Annotated in this window: 18 protein-coding genes; 7 read left to right on the top strand and 11 right to left on the bottom strand. The window is 74.5% G+C overall.

Going from position 1 to position 18,462, the window contains the following annotated elements:
* Window positions 1-5 precede the first annotated feature (5 nt).
* Window positions 6-1,661, top strand: a complete 1,656-nt coding sequence (locus ACFUC1_RS08750; RefSeq protein ID WP_379118713.1) for an FAD-binding dehydrogenase — start codon at window positions 6-8, stop codon at window positions 1,659-1,661.
* Between the two features lie 141 nt (window positions 1,662-1,802).
* Complete coding sequence (locus ACFUC1_RS08745) at window positions 1,803-2,588, top strand: DUF6498-containing protein (RefSeq protein ID WP_379118711.1); 786 nt, start codon at window positions 1,803-1,805, stop codon at window positions 2,586-2,588.
* Between the two features lie 92 nt (window positions 2,589-2,680).
* Here the strand turns inward: ACFUC1_RS08745 and ACFUC1_RS08740 are convergent, their stop codons facing one another.
* Complete coding sequence (locus ACFUC1_RS08740) at window positions 2,681-4,351, bottom strand: DUF885 domain-containing protein (protein WP_379118709.1); 1,671 nt, start codon at window positions 4,349-4,351, stop codon at window positions 2,681-2,683.
* Window positions 4,352-4,539: 188 nt separating this feature from the next.
* Here ACFUC1_RS08740 and ACFUC1_RS08735 point away from each other — a divergent pair, with 188 nt between their 5' ends.
* Window positions 4,540-5,808, top strand: coding sequence for an MFS transporter (locus tag ACFUC1_RS08735; RefSeq protein WP_379118707.1), 1,269 nt, complete (start codon window positions 4,540-4,542; stop codon window positions 5,806-5,808).
* On the opposite strand, the gene ACFUC1_RS08730 is transcribed toward ACFUC1_RS08735, so the two are convergent.
* From ACFUC1_RS08730 to ACFUC1_RS08685, 10 genes are all read right to left on the bottom strand, one after another.
* Window positions 5,805-6,410, bottom strand: coding sequence for a bacterial proteasome activator family protein (locus tag ACFUC1_RS08730; protein ID WP_379118705.1), 606 nt, complete (start codon window positions 6,408-6,410; stop codon window positions 5,805-5,807). The two genes, ACFUC1_RS08735 and ACFUC1_RS08730, sit on opposite strands and share 4 nt — an antisense overlap.
* Before the next feature lie 15 nt (window positions 6,411-6,425).
* Window positions 6,426-6,947, bottom strand: coding sequence for a nitroreductase/quinone reductase family protein (locus ACFUC1_RS08725; RefSeq protein WP_379118703.1), 522 nt, complete (start codon window positions 6,945-6,947; stop codon window positions 6,426-6,428).
* Between the two features lie 10 nt (window positions 6,948-6,957).
* The gene (locus tag ACFUC1_RS08720; protein WP_379118701.1) at window positions 6,958-7,320 is read right to left on the bottom strand and encodes a DUF1304 domain-containing protein; all 363 of its coding nucleotides are present in this window, start codon (window positions 7,318-7,320) and stop codon (window positions 6,958-6,960) included.
* A 5-nt stretch (window positions 7,321-7,325) separates the two neighbouring features.
* Window positions 7,326-8,621, bottom strand: a complete 1,296-nt coding sequence (locus tag ACFUC1_RS08715; RefSeq protein ID WP_379118699.1) for an MFS transporter — start codon at window positions 8,619-8,621, stop codon at window positions 7,326-7,328.
* A 322-nt stretch (window positions 8,622-8,943) separates the two neighbouring features.
* Window positions 8,944-9,921 carry an NAD(P)H-quinone oxidoreductase gene (locus tag ACFUC1_RS08710; RefSeq protein ID WP_379118697.1) on the bottom strand — a complete coding sequence of 326 codons (978 nt, stop codon included), beginning with the start codon at window positions 9,919-9,921 and terminating at the stop codon, window positions 8,944-8,946.
* Entirely contained in the window at window positions 9,918-10,580 is a 663-nt protein-coding gene (locus tag ACFUC1_RS08705) for a molybdenum cofactor guanylyltransferase (RefSeq protein WP_379118695.1), read from the bottom strand. The genes ACFUC1_RS08710 and ACFUC1_RS08705 overlap by 4 nt, the downstream gene beginning before the upstream one ends.
* A gap of 15 nt (window positions 10,581-10,595) precedes the next feature.
* Window positions 10,596-11,246 carry a D-alanyl-D-alanine carboxypeptidase family protein gene (locus ACFUC1_RS08700; protein ID WP_379118692.1) on the bottom strand — a complete coding sequence of 217 codons (651 nt, stop codon included), beginning with the start codon at window positions 11,244-11,246 and terminating at the stop codon, window positions 10,596-10,598.
* 206 nt (window positions 11,247-11,452) lie between these two features.
* Window positions 11,453-12,295 (bottom strand): IclR family transcriptional regulator, encoded by an 843-nt coding sequence (locus ACFUC1_RS08695; RefSeq protein ID WP_379118689.1) that lies wholly within the window; start codon window positions 12,293-12,295, stop codon window positions 11,453-11,455.
* Window positions 12,288-13,004, bottom strand: a complete 717-nt coding sequence (locus ACFUC1_RS08690; RefSeq protein ID WP_379118687.1) for a response regulator — start codon at window positions 13,002-13,004, stop codon at window positions 12,288-12,290. Before ACFUC1_RS08690 ends, ACFUC1_RS08695 begins: the two co-directional genes overlap by 8 nt.
* Window positions 13,001-14,620, bottom strand: a complete 1,620-nt coding sequence (locus ACFUC1_RS08685; protein WP_379118685.1) for an ATP-binding protein — start codon at window positions 14,618-14,620, stop codon at window positions 13,001-13,003. The genes ACFUC1_RS08690 and ACFUC1_RS08685 overlap by 4 nt, the downstream gene beginning before the upstream one ends.
* Before the next feature lie 130 nt (window positions 14,621-14,750).
* On the opposite strand from ACFUC1_RS08685, the gene ACFUC1_RS08680 reads away from it, so the two are divergent.
* From ACFUC1_RS08680 to ACFUC1_RS08665, 4 genes are read left to right on the top strand one after another with little or no spacing between them, the layout of a single operon-like run.
* Window positions 14,751-15,761 (top strand): Bug family tripartite tricarboxylate transporter substrate binding protein, encoded by a 1,011-nt coding sequence (locus ACFUC1_RS08680; protein ID WP_379118683.1) that lies wholly within the window; start codon window positions 14,751-14,753, stop codon window positions 15,759-15,761.
* Window positions 15,758-16,270: a tripartite tricarboxylate transporter TctB family protein gene (locus ACFUC1_RS08675; protein WP_379118681.1), complete on the top strand. Its 513-nt coding sequence runs from the start codon at window positions 15,758-15,760 to the stop codon at window positions 16,268-16,270. Before ACFUC1_RS08680 ends, ACFUC1_RS08675 begins: the two co-directional genes overlap by 4 nt.
* Window positions 16,270-17,925, top strand: coding sequence for a tripartite tricarboxylate transporter permease (locus tag ACFUC1_RS08670; RefSeq protein ID WP_379118679.1), 1,656 nt, complete (start codon window positions 16,270-16,272; stop codon window positions 17,923-17,925). Before ACFUC1_RS08675 ends, ACFUC1_RS08670 begins: the two co-directional genes overlap by 1 nt.
* 9 nt (window positions 17,926-17,934) lie before the next feature.
* Window positions 17,935-18,327 carry a universal stress protein gene (locus tag ACFUC1_RS08665; protein WP_379118677.1) on the top strand — a complete coding sequence of 131 codons (393 nt, stop codon included), beginning with the start codon at window positions 17,935-17,937 and terminating at the stop codon, window positions 18,325-18,327.
* Window positions 18,328-18,462 lie beyond the last annotated feature (135 nt).

Genomic DNA, 18,462 nt, shown 5'->3' with positions numbered 1-18,462 from the left:
GCGGCATGGACGCTGACGTCATCGTCGTGGGGGCCGGCCTCGCCGGCCTCGTCGCCACCGCCGAGCTCGCGGACGCCGGACGCCGCGTCCTCGTCGTGGACCAGGAGAGCGCGGCGAACCTCGGCGGCCAGGCGTTCTGGTCCTTCGGCGGGCTGCTGTTCGCCGACAGCCCCGAGCAGCGGCGGATGGGCGTCAAGGACAGCGCCGAGCTGCTGTGGCAGGACTGGCAGGGCTCGGCCGGGTTCGACCGGCTCGAGGATGAGGACCGCTGGCCGGTGCAGTGGGCCCGCGCCTACTGCGACTTCGCCGGGGGGGAGAAGCGGTCCTGGCTGCACCAGCAGGGGATGCGCTGGTTCCCGGTCGTGGGCTGGGCCGAGCGCGGCGACGGCAGCGCGTCCGGCCACGGCAACTCCGTGCCGCGGTTCCACATCACGTGGGGCACCGGCCCGGGCGTGCTCGAGCCGTTCCTGCGCCGGGTCGGCGAGCACGTCGCCACCGGCCGGGTCGAGCTGCGGCACCGCCACCAGGTCGACGAGCTCGTCACCGAGGGCGGCGCCGTCACCGGCGTGCGCGGCACCCTGCTCGCCGTCGACCCGGCCGAGCGCGGGCGCCCGACCAACCGCGACGCGGTGGGCGAGTTCGAGCTCACCGCACAGGCGGTCGTCGTCACCAGCGGCGGGATCGGCGCCAACCACGACCTCGTCCGGGCGAACTGGCCGGAGCGGCTCGGCACCCCGCCGGAGCGGATGATCACGGGCGTCCCGGCATACGTCGACGGGCGCATGCTCGCCATCGCCGAGCGGGCCGGCGGGCGCCTGGTCAACCGCGACCGCATGTGGCACTACGTCGAGGGCATCTCGAACTGGGACCCGATCTGGCCCGCCCACGCCATCCGCATCCTGCCCGGCCCGAGCTCGATGTGGTTCGACGGCAACGGTGACCGCCTCCCGGCGCCGTTCTTCCCCGGCTTCGACACGCTCGGGACGCTGGCCCACCTGAGGCAGACCGGGCACGACCACTCGTGGTTCGTCCTCACCACGCGCATCCTCGGCAAGGAGTTCGCCCTCTCCGGCAGCGAGCAGAACCCCGACCTCACCGGCAAGTCGGTCAAGGGCGTCCTCGGCCGGGCGCGCACCGACATCCCCGCGCCCGTGAAGGCCTTCCTGGAGCGCGGGGCCGACTTCGTCTCGGCCGACACGCTGCGCGAGCTCGTCGAGAAGATGAACCGGCTCACCCCCGACGCCCCGCTCGACCTCGCCCACGTCGAGCGCCAGGTGCGCGACCGGGACGCGCAGGTCGAGAACGCGTTCTCCAAGGACGCCCAGGTCACCGCCATCCGCGGGGCACGGAACTACCGCGGGGACAAGCTGATCCGCACCGCCGCCCCGCACCGGATCCTCGACCCGGAGGCCGGCCCGCTCGTCGCCGTCCGCCTCAACGTCCTGACCCGCAAGACCCTTGGCGGCCTCGAGACCGACCTCTCCGCCCGCGTCCTGTCCGCCTCGGGGGAACCGGTGCCAGGTCTGTATGCCGCGGGCGAGGTCGCCGGGTTCGGCGGCGGGGGCGTGCACGGGTACCGGTCGCTGGAGGGGACCTTCCTCGGCGGGTGCATCTTCAGCGGGCGCACCGCCGGACGCGCGGCCGCCGCCGAGGTCGGCTGACCAGGAGGGGCTGAGCGGATCTCCGCCGACCCACGCGGCTCAGCCGTTCGGACGGGGACCAGCCGCAACCGGCGCAGATGGGGAGGCACCCGGCATACCCTCGCGCTGTCGCACACCGGACGAGCAGGGGGAGACGCGCCGATGTTGTTGCGCCTGTTGGGGCTGCAGGCCCTGGGGTCGCTCGCCGCCACGCTGCCGCCACGGGCCGCGCGCTCGGCCACGCTGCTCGTGCTCGTGCTCGCGAACACGACCCCGCTGTGGGCCGTCGCGACCGGGCGCTGGGGAGCCGGCGACGTGCTCGTCGTCTTCTGGCTCGAGAACGTGGCGGTCGGGGTGTGGACGCTCGTCAGGATCGCGACCGCCCTGGGGGCCCTGGCCCCCACCCGGCGCGGCACCCCTGCCATTGCGTTCGCGGGCGGCGGTCCCGCCATCGCGCTCCCGGCGGTCGTGGCCCGGGTGTTCTTCGCGGGGTTCTTCTGCGTCCACTACGGCGCGTTCACCCTGGCGCACGGCATCTTCACGTGGCGGCTCGCGCACCGGCTCGGGACCACGGGAAGCGTCGGCGGCTACCTGCTCGTCCTGCTCGCACTGGTCGCGAGCCACGGCGTCGCGACGGCCGTGTACTGGTTCGCCCGCGGCGAACGGCTGACCACCGGGCCGCAGCAGGCGATGGCCCAGCCGTACGGGCGGGTCGTCGTGCTGCACGTGGTCGTCCTCGGGAGCGCCTTCCTCCTCGCGGGCGGTGCCGGCACTGTCGACGCTGCCGGCCCGGTCGCCGGTTCGACGGCCGTGCTGCCGGCCGTCGCGCTCGTGGTCCTCAAGACCCTCATCGACTCCGGCCTGCACCTGCGGGCGCACCGCGCCGCGGACGCCCCGGTGCCCGCGGCGGTGACGGTCGGCTCACCTGCCACGGAGAGGGCCGGCTGACCCACGGCGGGGTGTGGGTCAGGTCAGTCGGGCGACCCGGGCTGGGTGACCCGGGCCGGGTGACCCGGTCTGGGTGACCCGGGCCGTGTGCCTCAGGGCAGGCGGATCTGCACCACCGCGTCGAGGACGGCCAGGGGCAGCGACCCGGAGTCGAGCACGGCGTTGTGGAACTGCCGGATGTCGAAGGCGTCGCCCTGCCGCTGCTGGGCCTCGCGCCGGATCCGCAGCAGCTCCAGGCGGCCGACCATGTAGCTGCAGGCCTGCCCGGGGTAGGTGGCGTACCGGTCGATCTCCGCGCGGACGCCCTCGAGCGCCATCGCGCAGTGCCCGGCCATGTAGTCGACCGCCTGCTGGCGGCTCCAGCCCAGGGCGTGCAGTCCCGTGTCGACGACGAGGCGGCAGGCGCGCATCGAGTCCATCGTCAGCATGCCGAGCCGCTCGAGCGGCCCGGAGTACAGGCCCATCTCGTCGGACAGCCGCTCGGTGTAGAGCCCCCAGCCCTCGGCGTAGGCGTTGAAGACGACGTGCCGCCGGTAGTCGGGGAGGTCGGTGAGCTCCACCGCGATCGCGAGCTGGAGGTGGTGGCCCGGAATGCCCTCGTGGTACGCCAGCGCCTCGATCTCGTGCCGGCCCCAGCGCGAGGGCGGCGAGGTGTTGACGAAGAACGTGCCGGGCCGCGAGCCGTCGTCGGCCGGCGGGTAGTAGTAGGCCGCAGCCCCGTGCTCCGTCGCCTGGACCACGCAGTCGGCCTGCGGCAGCCGGTCGAACCACTCGGGCATGGCCGCGCGGGCCTTGGCGAACGCCGACTCGGACGCGGCGACGATGTCCTCGCTGCTCGTGTGGCGGCCGTCGGGGTCGGTACGCAGGCGCTCGCGGACGGCGGCCGGGTCGTCGAGCCCGAAGACCTCGCGCCCGAGCTGCCGGTACTCCTCGTCCAGCGCCTCGATCTGGGCCAGGCCGAGGTCGTGGATCTCCTGCGCCGACAGGGACGTCGTGGTGTGGTGCGCCAGAAGCGTGGCGTACGTGGCCGGCCCGTCCGGGAGGTGCACGAGGCCGACGTGCTCGTCGTCGCGGGCGTGCGGCGCCACCTCGTCGCGCAGCACGTCGCGGTACCTGGCCAGGCCCGGGCGCACGTCCTGCTCGACCGCCTCGCGCAGGGCGGCCCGCCACGCGTCGGTGTCGAGCCCCTCCGGCGCGGTGGCCGTCACGAGCAGCGGGTCGTCCTCGAGCGGGAGCGCCAGCCACTGGCCGACCTGCTCGACGACCCCCTCGACGGCGAATGCCGCGGGCGTGCGTCCGGCTGCGACGCCCTCACGGTGCCGCTCGGCCAGGTCGTGCAGGTGCCGCCCGATGCCGCGGTACTTGTCGACCATCGCCTCGGCCACCTCGACCGTCGGCAGGGCCAGCATCGGCACCGTCACCTGCAGGTCGGACTGGATGCCGAAGACGGGGTTCGCGCTGAGCTCGGCCATGCGCGTGGCGGCGACGTCGGCCTGGCTGTCGGCGTCGAAGGCGACCATGTCGCGGGTGATGCGGTCCTGCAGCTCGAGGCCCTCGTCGGGGATGGCCCGCGCGCGCTGGGCGAACTCGCGCGCCGCTGCCACCTGCTCGTCCTCCGCGGCCCGGCTCGCGTCCTCGTAGCGGCCGGCGTGGCGGTAGTCGCCGATCATGTGGGCCCAGGTCGGGTTCGTGGCCATCTGCCAGGCGTCGAAGTCCTCGGCCAGCTGCCGGACCGCCTCGGCCCCGCTCGTCGCGTCAGTCATGGTCCCGAACGTAGCGGTGGGCGCCGACGCCCGACAGCCGGTTTCCCCGCGCCGCTTCCCGGCGCCGCGCCACCTCGCCCGCGATGTGTCACCGCCTTCCCCGCGGGACACCAGCGTCTGCCCCGGAGCGGGTCATCGTTCGGCCGAGCGCGCCACCTCCCCCTGCCTGGCCGGGGCAGACTGTGCGGGTGACGACCACCGCCCCCGGCCGGCTCCGCGCCGACCCGGACTTCCGCCGGTACTGGACGGCGCGCCTCACCTCGCTCACCGGGTCGCTCGTCACGGCCGTCGCGATGCCCGTCCTCGTCTACCGGATCAGCGGCTCGCCCGGCCTCACCGCGCTCACCACCACCCTCGAGGCGCTCCCGTACCTGCTCTTCGGGCTGTTCTCCGGCGTCGTCGGCGACCGGCTCGACCGCAAGCGGGTCATGGTGGGTGCCGACCTCGCCAATGTCCTCGTCATCGGGACGGTGCCGCTCGCCTGGTGGCTGGGGCACCTGACGGTCGTCCACGTGCTCGTCGCCGGGTTCGTGGCGCAGTCGCTCTTCACCTTCTTCGACGGGGCCAACTTCGGCGCGCTGCCCGTGCTGGTCGGGCGCGAGCGCGTCGGCGAGGCGAACGCCGCCATCTGGGGCGTGGGCGGCCTGCTCGACCTGTGCGTCCCTGCGGGGGTCGGCCTGGCGCTCGCGGTGCTGCACCCGGCCGACCTGCTGGTGCTGGACGCGCTGACCTTCCTCGTCTCCGCGCTGCTCGTCCGGTCCATCGGCCGGGCCCTGTCGACGGCTCGTGAGCGGGCGGCGTCGGCCGGGTTCGCCGTCGGCGCCCGGTCGGTCCTCGCCGACATCCGCGACGGACAGCGGTTCCTGTGGCGGCACGCGGGCGTGCGGTCCAACACCGTCATCGGTGCCCTGCAGTCGCTGGCCGGCGCCGGCTTCATGGCGCTCGCCGTGCCGTGGTGCGACCGGGTGCTCGGCGTCGGGACGAGCGGCTGGCGGTTCGGCCTCGTCTTCAGCATGTGGGGCGTGGGCGGCATCCTCGCCGCGTGGCTGACGCCCCGGCTGCTGCGCCGGGTCGGCACCGCCCGGCTCACCCTGCTCGCGATCCCGGTGTCGGCCGCCGCCGGCCTCGTCGTCTCCACGACGACCACGTGGCTCGTCGCGGTCGTGGCGATGGTCGGCTGGGGCGTCGCGTACCAGCTCGTCGTCATCAACTCGCTGACCTACCGCCAGCAGGTCACGCCCGAGCACCTGCTCAGCCGGGTCAACACCGCCGGCCGGATGCTCTCGTGGGGCATCGGCTGGACGGTCGGTGCGCTCGCCGCGGGCGGCCTGGCCAACGAGTGGGGCGTACGCCGCGCGATGGTCAGCATCGTCGCGGTCGGCGTCCTCGCCGCGGCATACGCGTGGCTCTCGCCCCTGCGCCGCATCGCCCGCGAACCCGGGGCGGCCGCGGGCTAGAGGTACTGCCCCGTGGGTCCGCTCTCGCGGTGCTCGGGGCCGCCCGGGTGGAGGCCGGCGCCACCGGGCATCCCGGGACCGCCGTCCATCGGCGCCTGGCCCGGCGGGAGCGCGCGCCGCATCTGCGCCAGCTGCTGCTGCGCCGCCATCTGCTGGGCGAACAGCGCGGTCTGGATGCCGTGGAAGAGCCCCTCGAGCCAGCCGACGAGCTGGGCCTGGGCGATGCGCAGCTCGGCGTCCGTCGGTGCCTCGTCCTCCTTGAAGGGCAGGGCGATCCGCTCGAGCTCCTCGATGAGCTCGGGGGCCAGGCCGTCCTCGAGCTCCTTGATCGAGCGCCGGTGGATCTCGGCCAGCCGCGCGCGCCCGGCCTCGTCGAGCGGGGCGTTGCGCACCTCCTCGAGCAGCTGCTTGATCATCGAGCCGATCCGCATCACCTTGGCCGGCTGCTCGACGAGGTCGGCCGGGTTCGTCGGCCCGTCCTCGTTCTCCTCGTGGTGGGAGACGCCCATGCCGTCCTGGGTCACGACGACCACGCGGTGCGGGTCGCGGTCGCCCTCGGCGTCGGGGCTGGTCTGGCCTTCCTGTCGCGGCTGCTCGCTCATGCGTCCCATCCTGCCTCAGCCGCGCGGGGCGGGCTGGAGGAGCCAGACCGTGATCGTGCGGTGCGCCGCGCGCCGGCGGTATGCCGGGTAGCCGGCGTACACAGCGGCAGCCGTGTCCCAGACGGCCTCGGCATCGCTGCCGGTGAGCAGCCGTGCCCTGACCGGGACCGACCGGTCGTGGTGGGTGAGGACCCCGCCGGGGTCGGCGCGCAGGTTGTGCACCCAGCCGGGGGTGGCCTCGCCGCCATAGTTGGATCCGATCACGGCCAGGTCCTCGTCGCAGGGGATCGCGAGCAGGTGGCTCTGGCGCTCCCGCCCGGTGCGGGCGCCATGGGTGGTGAGCGTGACGGTGGGGACGCCGGCAAGGGCCTCGGTGGCCGTGCGACCCCGCGTCAGCCGGCGCACGGTGGTGTCGAGGGGGGCCACGACCCGGCTCGCCACCCGAGCTCCCGGCGCACTCGCGACGAGCCGGTGCAGGGCGCGCCGCCCCGGGCCGGCGTGCGCCGTGGGAAGTCCCAGGTCGGCCCACAGTCCCATGACGCGACGGTCAGCCGGCGAGCAGGACGGCGGCCAGCGCCAGCGCGCCCGGCAGCGCCTGGACGAGCAGGATGCGCCGGCTCGCGGTTGCCGCGCCGTACCCCCCGGCCACCACCACGCAGAGCAGGAAGAAGACGGCGAACCCGAACCGCAGGTGCTCCGGCCCCACCAGGCTCCAGACGAGTCCGGCCGCGAGGAAGCCGTTGTAGAGGCCCTGGTTGCCCGCCAGCGTGCGGGTCGCCTCGGCGAACTCGGGCGTCAGGCTGAACGCCGCACGGCCGCGCGGGGTCGTCCACAGGGCCATCTCCAGCACCACGATGTACACGTGGATCATGGCCACCAGGGCCACCAGCACGGTGGCGAGCACGCTCATGCCGCTCAGCGTGGCACGGCGTCGGCCGCAAGGTGGGCGTTCCCGACCGGCTCGCGGACGGTGTCCGGTGCGGCCGGCACCGACGCACCGTGGCCGGCCCGGTCGAACCGGCGGAGCACGAGCCGCGACACGAGGGCCACGACCAGGGCGGCGGCCGTCGCGGTCACCGCCACGGCGAACGCGGCCCGGTGCCCCGAGTCGTCGGCCAGCCGCCCGGCGACGGCGGACCCCAGCGCGTAGCCGAGCCCGGTCGAGGCGGCCAGCAGCGTCATGGCGGACCCGACGCGGGTCGGGGGTGCCACGCGCTCGCCGAGGGTGAAGGTGGTGATCATGTAGGGGGCGACGACGAAGCCGAGCAGCAGCACGACCGCCACGAGCGAGCCCAGCGAGCCCACGAGCAGCAGCGGCAGCGACAGCACGAGCAGGCCCCCGGCCGCGACGAGCAGCCGGGTCGTGAGCGCCACCCGCTCGGGCACCGCCGCGAGGGCGACGCCGGCGGCCACGCTGCCCACGCCCAGCAGGGCGTGCACGAGACCCGCGCTGCCGGGGTGGCCGGCGCTCGTCGCGAGGACGGCCGTGCCGGTCTGCACCGAGCCGAAGACGGTGCCGATGAGGAGCTGGGCGAGCAGCAGGATGCCGAGGGGGACGGTCCACAGGCGGCTGCGGACGCCGGCGGCCGCACGGACCGCGTGGGTGAGGCGCGCGGAGTCGTGCAGGGCGAACGCGGTCCCGAAGACGAGCAGCAGCACCGCCGCCAGCACGAGCCCGGCGCCCGGCGCGGCGACCGACACGAGCACCCCCAGCAGCGCCGGGCCGAGGACGAACGACGCCTCGTCGGCGGCGCCCTCGTACGAGAAGGCGGTCGACACCAGTCGCGGCTGGAGGCTCCCCTGCCCGGCGGTCAGCGGCCGCCACCGGACCCGGGCCATCGGCCCGACCTGGGGCAGGAACGCACCGGTCACGCCGGCTGCGGTGACGAGGACGGCCGCGGGTCGCCCGGCTGCGGCGAGCGCGACGAGGGCCAGCAGCCCGAGCCCGGCGAGGACCGACTGCACGAGCAGGACGGGCCGCTGCCCGACCCGGTCCGCGACCGCGGCGGCCAGCGGCGAGGCGACCGCGCTCACGACGGCGAGCGTGCCGGCGGCCAGGCCGCCCGCGGCATACGAACCGGTCGTGCGTGACACGAGCAGGAGGGCGCCCATCTGGCTCATGGCCAGCGGCAGGCGCGCGAGGAAGGCGGTGACGACGTAGGCGGGACCGGCCACCGAGAACAGGCGGCGGTAGGAGGCGATCGGTGACACGGGTTCTCGTTCTGTGCGGGGCGAGGGCACGCCGAAACGGGCGTGCGCCGCACCCGCCTCCAAGACGCACAGGAACCCTTTGCTACCCCAAGGATACCCGCCGCCACGGCACGCACGGATCGCTCGTCTGCGCACAGACGTCCGTCCGCGCGCCGCAGGCACGGATCGCTCGTCTGCGCACAGACGCCCGTCCCACTGCGCATGGATCCGCTCACTGCGCAGTGGCACGCAGGTGTGTGCACAGACGAGCGGGGATGGCCCCGCGGGGCGGGGGCGGTGTCGTCAGGGGGTCAGCGGGTCAGGTGGTCAGGTGGTCAGGTGGTCAGGTGGTCAGCAGGATCTTGCCGATGTGGCCGCTCTCCTCGAGGGCTCGGTGGGCGGCTGCCGCGTCCGCGAGCGCGAACCGCGCATGGACGACCGGGCGCACGCGTCCGGCCTCGACGAGCGGCCAGACGTGCTCGCGCACGGCAGCGACGATGGTGGCCTTCTCGCTCGCCGGGCGTGCGCGCAGCGAGGTGGCGATGACGGCACCCCGCTTGGCCAGGAGCATGCCGAGGTCGAGCTCGGCCGTCCGGCCGCCCTGCAGGCCGATGACGACGAGCCGGCCGTTGGGGGCGAGGACCTCGACGTTGCGGGCCAGGTACTTCGCGCCCATGTTGTCGAGCACGACGTCGGCCCCGGCCCCGCCGGTCGCCGCCCGCACCCGCTCGACGAAGTCCTCCTCGCGGTAGTTCACGAGCACCTCAGCGCCGAGCTCGCGACAGGCCTCGAGCTTCTCGGCCGTGCCGGCGGTGACGGCGACGTGCGCGCCGACCTCGCGGGCGAGCTGGATGGCCATGGTGCCGATCCCGGACGACCCGCCGTGGACGAGCAGGGTCTGGCCGGGCAGCAGGTTGGCGGTCATGAAGACGTTGGACCAGACGGTGCTCACGACCTCCGGCAGGGCCGCCGCGTCCTCGAGCGACAGCCCCGCAGGGACGGGCAGCAGCTGCCCGGCCGGCACGCACACCAGCTCGGCATAGCCGCCGCCCGACAGCAGCGCGCACACCTGGTCGCCGACCGACCAGCCCTCGACGCCGTCGCCGACCGCGTCGATGGTGCCGCTCACCTCCAGCCCGGGGTACTCCGGCGCGCCGGGCGGCGGCGGGTAGTGGCCCATCCGCTGCATGACGTCCGCGCGGTTGACCCCGGCCGCGGCGACCCGCACCCGGACCTCACCCGCCGCAGGCTGTGGGTCGGGCACCTCGTCGAGGACGAGGGCGTCTGCGTCTCCGGGCTGGGGGATGGTGATGGCCTTCACGGCTCGAGCCTATGACGCGCCCGTTCGAGGTCGCCCGGGGTGTCGATGTCGAGCGCCGCCGGGTCCGCGACCTCGACCGCCTCGACCCGCAGCCGGTCCAGCAGCCGCATGAGCGGGGCTCCCGCCGCCGGCGTCGGGACCGCCGCGCGCAGGGCGTCCACGAGGTATGCCGCGAGGAGGGGCTGCACCCGCCCGCCGGCGTCCCGGGCGGCCACCACCTCGGGCGGGCAGCCGGCGCCGGGCCCGCCGGCGCCGTGCTCGCGGTCACCGTCCCTGCCGGCGCCGCGCTCGCCCGTGGCTCGCTCGCCGGCCCCCTGCCGGCCGGCCGCCCCGAGGCGGCCGGCGAGGGCGGGTGCCGCGGGCGCGGCATACGGCATGTCACCACCGAGCGCGACGAGGACGGGCGTCGTGACGTGGGGGAGGGCGGCGGCCAGCGCGGCGACGGGGCCGCCGCCGGGCGGGTCCTCACGCAGCCAGGTGACCTCGCGCGTCGTCGGGCGGCGTTCGCCGACGCACAGGACCGGCCAGCCGCCGGGCAGGCCGTCGAGCAGCCGGTCCAGGACGGTGGCGCCGCCGAGGTCGGCGCGGGTCTTGTCGCCGCCGAAGCGCCGCCCCGTGCCCCCGCACAGAACGACGGCGGTCACGGGGGTGTCGGGCACCCGGCCATTGTGGGGTCAGCCGGCGGCGGTCGGCAGCCTGGGCGGGCAGGTGGACGTGGCGAGGTACTCGAAGTGCCACCACTCGTTGGCGTAGGTGCGGCAGATGCCGAAGGCGGCCCCGTGCACCTCGAGCCAGGCCGCGACGGCCTGCGGGTGCACGTCGACGGCGTAGCCCTTCACGTGGGCCGACCGCGACGGCGGCAGGACCCAGTTCGAGGCTGCCTGCACCGACCCGTACCGCGCGACGGCCCGGTCGAAGAGGACCTGCTGGAAGGCGGCGCTGCGCCACGCGGACCGGATCTGCGGGTCGAGCCCCGCCGCCCGGGCTGCCGCGAACGCCCGCGCGAAGGCGTCCGCTGCGGCCGGCTGCATGTTGGTCGTCCCGGGCACCACCGCGGACAGGGGGAGGGTCACGCTCGGAGTGGGGATGCGGTCGGTCACGACCGGGGCGAAGGCCGGGGGTCGAGGTGCGGCGGTCGTGGTGACGGGCCGGGGTGCCGGGGGCCCGGCGGCGAGCACCCGCGCCTGCGGCTGTGCGGGGTGCGGGCCCTCTGCGGCGCCGCGACCACTGCACCCGGCCGCGGCGGCAGCCAGGAGCAGCGTCACACCGCCGGCGGCGACACGCCGCGGCCACGGGGTCGGCCTCAATCCATGCGTCGTCGTCATGTCCTGCCTTCGTCGTCGGGCGCCAGTGTGGCAAACGAGTCTGGGAACTCGGCGGCAACGGAGGCGACGCGCCGTCGGGTCCGGGAGGACGGGGTCGACGGCGCCGCGGCCCGCTCCGCTGCAGCCGGACCCAGGCCGCGGGGCGAGGGTGTTGTCCCCCCGGGGGCAGGGGAGCAGGGGAGCGTTGCGGTGGTCGCCCGCTGCGGTCAGCGGACCCCGCGGATCCTGGCCGTCAACGCGGCCGCGGTGCGGGTCACGGCCGCGACGAGGCGCTCCTGCTCGGCCGCGTCGACCTCGTCCCGGGGGAAGGTGACCGCGATGCCGGCGACGGGGTGGCCGGTGTGGTCGAGGACGGCCCGCGCCACCGACGCGAGGCCGGGGCTGACCGAGCCGTCCTCCGTGGCGTACCCCCGGGCGCGGACGGCGGCGAGCTCGCGGCGCAGCTCGGTGACGCTCGCGGGCCCGCGCCCGTCGCGCTGGACGAGGGTGTCCCGGTGCGGGAAGAGGGCCCGGACCTGCGCGGCGGGCAGCTCGGCCAGCATGGCCAGGCCGCTGGCCGTGAGGGTGGCCGGCAGCCGCACCCCGACGTCGGTGACGAGCAGGGGTCGCCCGGGGGCGCGCTCCTCGATGACGTAGAGGACGTCGCGGCCGTGCAGCACCGCCAGGTGCGCGTTGTGGGTCGTCGCGTCCACGAGCCGGCCGAGGAGCGGGCGGGCGATGCGCTGCAGCGGCGCCTGCCGCTGGTAGGCCGACCCGAGCTCGAAGGCCGCGACGCCCAGCCCGTAGCGCCGGTCCTCGGGCAGGTGGGTGACGAAGCCGGCGTCCCGCAGCACGGCCAGCAGGTGGTAGGTCGTCGATCGCGGGAGTCCCAGGTCCCGCGCGATCGCCCCGGCGGGCAGGGGCTCGGTGTGCCGCGCGAGCAGGGTGAGCACGTCGAGCGCGTGCCGGGCGGCGGGGGCGTTGGCGGACGCCGCGGACCGGGCGGCCGCGTCCGCGGACGACGTGGGGCGGGGCCCGGGACCGGGCGCTCGGTCCGGCGCCTCAGGCACGGCGGTAGCGCCGTTCCGGGCGGCCGGTGGTGCCGTAGCGCAGGGAGACCTCCGCCCGGCCGGTGCTGACGAAGTACTCCAGGTAGCGCCGGGCGCTCACCCGCGAGATGCCCACCGCCTCGGCCGCCTCGGTCGCGGACAGGGTGCCGTCGGCGGTCCGCAGCGCGTCGGCGACGACGGCCACCGTCTCGGGGCTGAGGCCCTTGGGCAGCACGGTCGACCCCGATCCGGCGCGGGCGAGGACCCGGTCGATCTCGGCCTGGCCGTCGACCTCGTCGGCGCCGCGCAGGAGCTGGCGCTGCGCGGCATACCGCTCGAGGCGCTCGCGCAGGTCCTGGAAGCCGAACGGCTTGAGCACGTAGTCGACCACGCCGCGCTGGATCGCCCCGCGCACGGCGTCGAGCTCGCGGGCCGCGGTGATGACGATGACGTCGCAGTCGCTGCCCGCCCGGCGCAGCTCGCCGAGGACGTCGAGGCCGAACCGGTCGGGCAGGTACATGTCGAGCAGCACGAGGTCGGGCCGGTGCTCGGAGACCTGGGTGAGGGCGTCCGCCGCGGTGTGCGCGACACCGACCACCTCGAAGCCCTCGACCTTCTCCACGAACCCGGTGTGCACGCGCGCCACCATGAAGTCGTCGTCGACGATGAGGACGCGTATGCCGTCGTCCGCCACCGCGTCGGTGATGCGGGTGGGCGTCGGGCCGCTCACCGGGACACCGCCTCGGGGACGGGCGTGACCGTGAGGTGGGCGGTGAAGACCGCGCCGTCGGCGGTGTTGTGGAACTCCGCCTCGCCACCGCGGCGACGGCACACCAGCCGGGTCAGGGCCAGGCCGATCCCGTGCTCGCCCTCGCCGTCGGTCTTGCTCGTGACGCCCTGCTCGAAGACGGAGTCGGCGACGTCGTCCGTGACGCCGGGCCCCGAGTCGCGGACCGTGACCCGCACCGTGGTCCTGTCGTGGGCGATGCCGACCTCCACCCACGAGCCGGCGCTGCCGGCGGCCGCGTCGATCGCGTTGTCGACGAGGTTGCCCACCACCGTCGCGACGTCGGCGGAGTCCTCGGTGTCGAGCCGGTCCAGCGAGGTGTCGTCGCTGATCCGCAGGTCGACCCGCCGCTCGGCGGCGATCGACGCCTTGGCCATGAGGAGCACCCCGACGGCGGGGTCGCGGACCCGGCTGTTGACGGAGAGGTCGAGGGAGTGCCGGCGCTCGCTGACCGCGTCGACGTAGCGCACCACCTCGTCGTACTCGCCGATCTGGATGAGGCCGCTGATCGTGTGGAGCTGGTTCGCGAACTCGTGCCGCTGCGCCCGCAGCAGCTGGGTGCTGCTGCGGAACGACCCGAGCTCGCGCTCGAGGGCGGCGAGGGCGGTCCGGTCGCGCAGCGTGGTGACGGTGCCGAGGTGGCGGCCGTCCTTGTCGACGCTCATCCGGTTCATGACCAGCACCCGGCCGCGGCGTACGACCACCTCGTCGGTGGCCTCGCCGTCGCCGGTGAGCACCGTCAGCAGGCGTCCGGTGATCCGCAGGTCGGTGAGGCTCAGCCCGGTGGCGTGCTCGGGCAGGTCGAGCAGCTTGCGGGCCACGTCGTTGACGAGCGTGATCCGGCCCTGCGGGTCGAGGGCCACGACGCCCTCGGCGATGCCGTAGAGGAGGGCCTCGCGGTGCTCGACGAGGCCGGTGATCTCCTCCGGCTCCATGCCGAGGGTCTGCCGCTTGATCCGCTGCGCCAGCAACCACGACCCGACCAGGCCGACGATGAGCGCCGTGCCGAGGTAGGTGAGCAGGTACGACGAGGCCCCGCGCAGCCGCTGCCACGCGGACGGGAACGCCTCGGTGATCATCACCGTGCCGAGGTGCTCGCCGACGTGCCCGTCCGCCACGCTGAAGACCGGCACCTGGCTCACGATCTGCCGCTGCCCGAACAGCTCGAGCGTGCCGGACCAGCTCGCTCCGTCGGCGACGGCCTTGCGCGGCAACGGGATCCGGCCACCCTCCAGTGAGGGGTCGGTCGAGGTCCGGACGTCCTCGTCGGCGTCGGCGAAGGTCACCGACGTCACCCGGGACTGCGTCACCACGGACTGCCCCAGCGTGGCGAGACCGGTGCGGGTGGACGGCGTGGCGAGGTTGGTCCGGACGAGCGGGTTGCCCCCGAGCTGCTCGGCCAGCGCGCTGACCCGGCGCCCCTCGACCCCGCGGAACGTCGCCTCGGACTGCGCGAGGGACACTGCACCGACGAGCACGAGCACCACGACGACCACCGCCAGCTGCAGGACGAGCAGCTGGCCGGCCAGGGTGGGCCGCCGGCGCCGGCGTACGAACACTATGAACTCAACCTTCACTGCTGACAGAAGGGGGACGGGCCGGGGAGGTGGCCGCCACGATCATGGCGCTCGCCTCCCCGCGAGCGGAAGTCTCCCCCCGCAACGTCCCGCACGACGAAAGGTCTCAACGATGAGAGCCCGTCCCACGACCGTCCTCGCGGCGGCCACCGCCGCGGCCGCCCTGCTGCTCAGCGCCTGCGGCGCCACGGCCGCCAAGGGCACCGCCTCGGCCTCCTCCGACGGCGGCAAGCCCGCGACGGGCCTGCAGCTCATGGTCCCGAACAGCCCCGGCGGCGGGTACGACACGACCGCCCGGACCGCGGCCAAGGTCATGGAGGCCCAGAAGATCACCGGTTCCGTCCAGGTGTTCAACCTGCCCGGCGCCGGCGGCACCGTCGGACTGCAGCGCGTCGTGAACGAGAAGGGCAACGGCAAGCTCGCCATGCAGATGGGGCTGGGCGTCGTCGGCGCGGCATACACCCAGAAGTCCAAGGCGACGCTCGCGGAGACCACGCCGATCGCCAAGCTGATCGAGGAGGCCGGCGCGATCGTCGTGCCCAAGGACTCCCCGTACAAGGACATCAACCAGCTCGTCGCCGCGTGGAAGGCCGACCCGAAGAAGGTCGCCGTCGGCGGCGGCTCCTCCCCGGGCGGCCCCGACCACCTGCTGCCGATGCAGCTGGCGAAGGCCGTCGGCATCGACCCCAAGCAGGTCAGCTACGTCTCCTACGACGGTGGCGGTGAGCTCCTGCCGGCGCTGCTCGGCAACAAGATCGCGTTCGGCGCCAGCGGCTTCGGCGAGTTCCTCGACCAGGTCGAGGCCGGCGACGTGCGGGTGCTCGCGGTGACGAGCGACAAGCCGATCGAGGCGCTCAAGGACGTCAAGACGCTCAAGGAGCAGGGCATCGACCTGGTCTTCACCAACTGGCGCGGCATCGTGGCACCCCCCGGCATCTCCGACGCCGACAAGAAGGCCTGGACCGACGCGCTGACGAAGATGCACGACTCGCAGGCGTGGAAGGACGAGGAGAAGAAGCGCGGCTGGACCGACGCCTTCCAGACCGGTGACGAGTTCAGCACGTTCCTCAAGCAGCAGGACCAGGACGTGGCCGGCATCCTCCAGCAGCTCGGCCTGGCATGACCCAGCCCACCTCGGGCCGCCCGCAGGTCAGGGACCGCGCACAGTACGGGCTGTGCGCGGGCCTTGCCCTGCTGGGCGCCTACGTCCTGTTCGACGCCAGCCGGATCGGCCACGTGTCCAGCAGCAACGACCCGGTGGGCCCCAAGCCCATGCCGATCCTGCTCGGGGTGCTGCTGCTCGTCGTCGCCGTCTTCTACGCCGTCGACGTCGCCCGTGGCGGCGCCGGTGAGGCGGAGGAGGGTGAGGACGTCGACCTGTCGACCAGCGTCGACTGGCGCACCATCGGCCTGCTCGTCGCAGCCTTCGCCGTCAACGCCCTGCTCATCGAGCCGCTCGGCTGGGTGATCAGCGGGGCCCTGCTCTTCGCGGGCTCGGCCTTCGCCCTCGGCAACCGCCACCACGTCCGGGGCCTCGCCGCGGGGCTGGCCCTGTCGCTCACCACGTTCTACGCGTTCGCGATCGGGCTCGGGGTCAACCTGCCCGCCGGCATGCTCCAGGGAATCCTCTGATGGACAACCTCCTGAGCCTCCTCGGGGGCTTCGGCGACGTCCTGTCGCCGATGAACCTCCTCATCGCGCTGCTCGGGGTCACCGTCGGCACCGCCGTCGGCGTCCTGCCGGGCATCGGGCCGGCCATGACGGTCGCCCTGCTCCTGCCGATCACCTACGGGCTGCAGCCCGTCGAGGGCCTGATCCTGTTCGCCGGCATCTTCTACGGCGGCATGTACGGCGGGTCGACGACCTCGATCCTGCTCAACACCCCGGGCGAGTCGGCCTCGGTCGTGACCGCGATCGAGGGCAACAAGATGGCCAAGGCGGGTCGCGCCGCCCAGGCGCTCGCGACCTCGGCCATCGGCTCGTTCATCGCGGGCACCATCGGCACGCTGGGGATCGTCTTCCTCATGCCGCAGGTGGCGAAGTTCGCGATCAGCCTCGGCGCGCCGGAGTACCTCGCGATCATCCTGCTCACCTTCACGGGTGTCACGGCGGTGCTGGGCGCCTCGCGGGTCCGGGGCCTCGCCTCGCTACTGCTCGGCCTGACCATCGGGGTCGTCGGCATCGACTTCGTCACCGGCCAGCAGCGCCTCACCGGCGGCCTGCCGCAGCTCGCGGACGGCATCGACGTCGTCGTCGTGGCCGTGGGCATCTTCGCGGTCGGCGAGGCCCTGTGGGTCGCCGCGCACCTGCGGCGCAAGGCGGGCGAGGTCATCCCCGTCGGCCGGCCGTGGATGGGACGCAGCGACTGGTCCCGCTCGTGGAAGCCGTGGCTGCGCGGCACCGTCCTCGGCTTCCCGTTCGGCGCCATGCCGGCCGGCGGCGCGGAGATCCCGACGCTGCTGTCCTACACGGCCGAGAAGAAGCTCTCCAGGCACCCGGAGGAGTTCGGCAGGGGCGCCATCGAGGGCGTCGCCGGCCCGGAGGCGGCCAACAACGCCTCTGCAGCCGGCACGCTCGTGCCGATGCTGGCCCTCGGCCTGCCGACCAACGCCACGGCCGCGATCATGCTCGCGGCGCTCCAGGGCTGGGGCATCGAGCCGGGACCGCTCCTGCTCACCAAGGAGCCGGCGCTGGTCTGGGCGCTCATCGCCAGCCTGTTCATCGGCAACACGATGCTGCTGCTGCTCAACCTGCCCCTCGCCCCGGCCTGGGCCAAGCTGCTGCAGATCCCGCGGCCCTACCTCTACGCGGGCATCCTGTTCTTCGCGTCCATGGGTGCGTATGCCGTGAACAGCCAGCCGTTCGACCTGTGGCTGCTGCTCGTGCTGGGCCTGCTCGGGTTCGCGATGCGTCGGTTCGGGCTCCCGGTGCTGCCGCTCATCGTGGGCGTCATCCTCGGCCCGCTCGTCGAGCGCAAGGGCCGGCAGTCGCTCCAGCTCACCGGTGGCGACATCTCCGGTCTCGTCGGCGGACCGGTGGCGTGGGTCTGCTACGTCCTCATCGTGCTCGCCCTCGCGTGGCCGCTGATCGGTGCGCTGCTGCGCCGCGGTCGCGGCGGGCACGGCGACGACCGTCCCGGTGGCGGCGACGGCAGCGGCGGCGGCTCCGCCGAGGCGGACACGAACCCGGCGGACGTCGACGCTGACCGGTCGGGGCGACCGGCCGGTGTCCGGGCAGCAGTGGCGCAGTCCGGCCGTGGCGGCAGCGAACCCGGCTGGGCCGGCTGAGGAGGAACGATGACGGTGCTCACGGGGTACGTCCCCAACGCGTTCGGCGAGGCGGCGCTCTCGCACGCGGCCCAGGAGGCCCGGCGGCGGCACGAGCCGCTGCTCGTGGTCAACATGTCGCGCGACGACGTACTCGCCGACGCCCACCGGGCGCCCGACGACCAGCTCGCGCGGGTCGGCCGCGACCTCGCCGAGCTCGGCCTCGACGCGAGCGTGCGCCGGGTCGAGGAGGGCAGCGACCCCGCCGAGGCGCTGCTCGCCGTGGCGCGAGAGGTCGACGCCTCCGTGCTGGTCATCGGGCTGCGTCACCGCACGCCGGTCGGCAAGCTCATCCTGGGGTCGACGGCGCAGCGCGTGCTGCTCGAGGCGCCCTGCCCGGTCCTGGCGGTCAAGCCCGCCTGAGCCGGGCGAGCCCGCCTGACCCGGGCAAGCTCCCCTGACCCGGGCAAGCTCCCCTGAGCCGGACCGCACTGGCCGCACCGGCCCGCGCCGGTGCGGTGCTCAGTCGCCGTCGACCGGGTCGGGTCCCGACGGACC

This window comes from Pedococcus sp. NPDC057267, assembly GCF_042668795.1.
In the GTDB taxonomy this organism is placed as follows: domain Bacteria; phylum Actinomycetota; class Actinomycetes; order Actinomycetales; family Dermatophilaceae; genus Pedococcus.
The sequence above is the reverse complement of the archived record's forward strand: the minus strand, read 5'-3'. Positions and strand labels throughout refer to the sequence as shown.